This window comes from Microbacterium sp. K35 (genome assembly GCF_004794375.1).
Taxonomy (GTDB): Bacteria; Actinomycetota; Actinomycetes; order Actinomycetales; family Microbacteriaceae; genus Microbacterium; species Microbacterium sufflavum.
Genome location: NZ_SSDM01000060.1, coordinates 1 through 4,114, shown reverse-complemented (window position 1 = coordinate 4,114; position 4,114 = coordinate 1). Strand labels below are relative to the sequence as shown.

The following is a 4,114-nucleotide window of genomic DNA, read 5'->3' as shown; positions in this document are numbered from 1 at the left end:
CGGATCCCCCGCGGCACCCTGCAGGCGCTGCTCGCCGGAGCGCCACCCGCCGACGACGCCGCCCTGATCGCCCTCGCGCGCCAGCTCGACGAGCTCGAGACCGCCGTCGAGGACACCGCCCGCACCGCGCGGAGCGACGACGGATGACGCCCCGCCGCCCCGACCGACCCCCGCTCACCCCGGAATCCGAGGAGACCCCGTGACCGACGACAACCGTCCCATCGACGACGCCGCGCTGCGCCAGGCCATGCACCGCGTCCGCACCGAGGTCGACAAGGCCGTGGTCGGCCAGGCGGGCACCGTCACCGGTCTGCTGGTGTCGCTGCTCGCCCGCGGTCACGTGCTCCTGGAGGGCGTGCCCGGCGTCGCGAAGACGCTGGTCGTGCGGTCGTTCGCCAGGGCCCTGGGGCTCGACACCAAGCGCGTGCAGTTCACGCCCGACCTCATGCCCGGCGACGTGACCGGCTCACTCGTGTACGACGCCAGGACGGGCGAGTTCGACTTCCGCGCCGGACCCGTGTTCACGCACATCCTGCTGGCGGACGAGATCAACCGCACGCCGCCGAAGACGCAGGCCGCGCTCCTGGAGGCCATGGAGGAGCGTCAGGTGTCGGCCGACGGCGTGAGCCGCACGCTGCCCGATCCGTTCCTGGTCGCCGCGACCCAGAACCCGATCGAGCACGAGGGCACGTACTCGCTCCCCGAGGCGCAGCTCGACCGGTTCCTGATGAAGCTCGTCGTCGGCATGCCGGAGCGCGACGCCGAGGTGTCGGTGCTGCGGCGCCACGCGCAGGGCTTCTCGCCGCGCGAGCTCACGGGCGTCGAGGCCGTGGTGTCCGCCGAGGAGATCCGCGCCGCCCAGCACGCGGCCGCCGCCGTCGAGGTCACGGACGACGTGCTCGGCTACGTCGTCGACCTGGCACGGGCCACCCGCCAGTCCCCCTCCGTGGAGCTCGGCGCGAGCCCGCGCGCCTCGACCGGACTCCTCGCTGCCGCCAAGGCCTGGGCCTGGCTCAACGCGTCGACGGCCGTGACGCCCGACCACGTGCAGACCATGCTCGTCCCCGTCTGGCGCCACCGGCTGCAGCTGCGGCCCGACGCGCAGATGGAGGGCGTGTCCGCCGACGCGGTGCTCACCTCCGTGGTGCAGCAGACCAGGGTGCCGATCTAGGTGTTCGTCACCGGACGCCTCGCCGTCGCCCTCGCCGTCGGCATCGTCCCGCTGGTCCTGACCGGTCTCGCGGGGGTGCCGCCGTACGCCGTGCTCGGAGGCTGGCTCGCGCTGTGCGCCCTGCTCGTGGTGTTCGACGTGGTGCGGGCGGCGAGTCCCCGCGCGGTGACCGTCACCCGCCGGCTGCCCGCGCGGGCGCGCCTCGGCGAACCCGTGCCGGTCAGCGTGGCCCTGCACAACCACGGAACGCGGACGCTCGACGCCGTGATCCGCGACGCCTGGCAGCCCACCGCCGGTGCGCCCCTGGAGCGCCAGCGCCTGCGCATCGCGTCGGGTGAGCGCGGACGGGTCGAGCTGCCGCTGCATCCTCGCCGTCGCGGCGAGCTGGTGAGCGAGTTCGTCGTGATCCGCTCGCGCGGGCCCCTCGGCATCGCGGGACGGCAGGCGCGCCACCTCGTCCGCGGCGCCATCCGCGTGCTGCCCGCGTTCAGCTCCCGCAAGCACCTCCCCTCCCGGCTCGCCCGGCTGCGGGAGCTCGACGGCAACACGAGCATCCAGGTGCGCGGTCAGGGCACCGAGTTCGACTCGTTGCGCGAGTATGTGCGGGGCGACGACGTGCGCTCGATCGACTGGCGCGCGACCGCCAGGGCCGGGACCACGATGCTGCGGACCTGGCGCCCGGAACGCGACCGCCACGTCGTCATCCTCGTCGACACGGGTCGCACGGCAGCGGCCCGCGTGGGCGACGGCACCCGCCTGGATGCGAGCCTCGAGGCCGCGCTCCTGCTCGCGGCCCTCGCCTCCCGCGCGGGCGACCACGTGCACCTGCTGATGTTCGACCGGGTCGTCCGGGCCAGGGTCACCGGCGTCGACGGCACCGCGCTCCTTCCCGCGCTCACCGACGCCATGGCCCCCGTGCACGCACGACTCGTGGACACCGACTGGCAGAGCGCGTTCGCGGCGGTGCGCACCCTGACCACGCGCCCCTCGCTGATCGTCGCGCTCACGGCGCAGGACGCGGCGGAGTCCGCACGCGGCTTCCTCGGCGCATTCCCGACCGCGTCGCGGGCGACGACCGTGCTGGTCGGCTCGGTCACCGACGACGGGATCGCCGCGCTGGCGCGCGCCAGGGGCTCGCGCGAGGAGGTGTACGTCGCCGCAGCGGCCGAGCGGACGCTCCGTGACGCGGAGAACGTGGCCGACGCGATCCGGCGGGCGGGCGGCGAGGCCATCGCCGCCGACCCCGAGGCGCTCCCACCCCGGATCGCCGACCGCTACCTGGAGCTCAAGGCCGCCGGACGGCTGTGACCGGGGCCGTCGTCAGCCGGCGACGAGCCGCGGCGTGCCGGCCTCGTACTCGACCAGGTCGCCGCTCTCCCCGCGGCGATACGCCCGTCCGCCGATGGCGAGCATGTAGACGAGGAACACGGCGAGCGCCGCGGCCCCGATGCCGATCTTGACCGGCCACGGCAGCGCCCAGCCCGTGACGAAACCCTCCACCAGGCCCGACAGGAACAGGGCGAAGACAAGCCCGATCGCGACCGTGGCGAGGGCCCGCCCCTCCTCCGCCAGCGCTTCACCGCGCGACCGGCGACCCGGCGCCACCCACGCCCAGAACACGTGCAGCCCGGCGGCGGCTGCGACGAAGATGCAGGTCATCTCGAGCATGCCGTGCGGCAGGATGTAGAGCACCATGAGGTCGGCCTTGTCGTGGGCCGCCATGACCGCGCCTGACGTGCCGAGCCCGATGGCGTTCTGCAGCAGCATGTAGATCGGCCAGATGCCCGTGACGCCGAACAGCACGCACTGCATCGCGATCCAGGCGTTGTTCGTCCACACCATGCCCATGAACACGGCAGCGGGGTTCTCGGTGTAGTACCCGGTGAAGCTCTCGTCGGCGTACTGCTCCAGGGCGTCGGGCGGGCCGAGCGTCGCCACCAGCGCCGGATCGCTCGCGATCCAGCCCGCGACGCCCACGGCGACCGCGATGAACGCGACCGCGATGATCAGGGTGGTCCAGCGCAGCCGGTACAGGGCGGCGGGGAGCTGGAGCCCGAAGAAGCGCCCGACCTGGGTGAGGATGCTGTCGGAGGCGCCGGTGAGCCGCAGTCGCGCGCGCACCAGGATCGTCGAGAGGTAGGCGCCCTGCGGCGAGTCGCCGACGGAGGTCTTGAGCTCGGCGAGGTCGGCGGATGCGGCGCGGTAGCGCACGATGAGCTCGTCGACCCCCGCGCCGTCGAGGCGAGCGCGGCTGAGCTGATCCAGCCGCTCCCACTCGGACCGGCGGACGTCGGTCAGGGCATCGGCATCCACCTGATTTACTGTACTCATGTCCGCGCAGATCGACGTCTCCGACGAGGTGCTCTCCGGTGAGGCGGTCGCGATCGACGTGCAGCCGGTCGGGTTCGTGCTCCGCGCCGCGGGAGCGATCATCGACATGCTCGTGGGCTACGGCGTCTTCGTGCTGTGGATCTTCCTGCGCATCTGGCTGCTCGACGCCGGCGTGCTCGACGAGGCGACCGACCGCATCGCCACCGTCTCCGCGCTCGTGGTGAGCTTCGTCGTCCTGCCGATCACGATGGAGGTCGCCCTGAAGGGACGCAGCCTCGGCAAGCTCGCGGTCGGCGGGCGCATCGTGCGCCTGGACGGCGGCGCCGCCGGGTTCCGGCACGCCTTCATCCGCGCGCTCCTCGGCGTGCTGGAGATCTACCTCACGTTCGGCGGCCTGGCGGTGCTGGTGGGCGCGTTCACCTCCCGCTCGCAGCGACTGGGCGACCTCGTCGCCGGCACGTACAGCCAGCGCGTGCGCACGCCACGGCTGACCGGGCACGCGCCCGTGCTTCCGCCGCAGCTCGCCGGATGGGCGCAGATCGCCGACGTCGCCCGGCTGCCCGATCGCCTGGCGCGCCGCATCTCGCAGTTCCTGGAGAGCGCGCCAGGCGA

4 protein-coding genes are annotated in these 4,114 nt (G+C 73.5%); 3 read left to right on the top strand and 1 reads right to left on the bottom strand.

Going from position 1 to position 4,114, the window contains the following annotated elements; all coding sequences use genetic code 11:
• The first annotated feature begins 199 nt into the window (after positions 1-199).
• Both DW299_RS01670 and DW299_RS01665 read left to right on the top strand, forming a co-directional pair.
• Positions 200-1,171, top strand: coding sequence for an AAA family ATPase (locus tag DW299_RS01670; RefSeq protein WP_136035405.1), 972 nt, complete (start codon positions 200-202; stop codon positions 1,169-1,171).
• Positions 1,172-2,479, top strand: a complete 1,308-nt coding sequence (locus tag DW299_RS01665; RefSeq protein WP_136035404.1) for a DUF58 domain-containing protein — start codon at positions 1,172-1,174, stop codon at positions 2,477-2,479.
• A 12-nt stretch (positions 2,480-2,491) separates the two neighbouring features.
• On the opposite strand, the gene DW299_RS01660 is transcribed toward DW299_RS01665, so the two are convergent.
• A complete protein-coding gene (locus DW299_RS01660) occupies positions 2,492-3,484 on the bottom strand; it encodes a stage II sporulation protein M (RefSeq protein ID WP_136032131.1) in 993 nt (330 codons plus the stop codon).
• A gap of 16 nt (positions 3,485-3,500) precedes the next feature.
• Here DW299_RS01660 and DW299_RS01655 point away from each other — a divergent pair.
• Positions 3,501-4,114 (top strand): RDD family protein (locus tag DW299_RS01655; protein WP_136035403.1); only part of this gene is annotated, 614 nt, incomplete at its 3' end.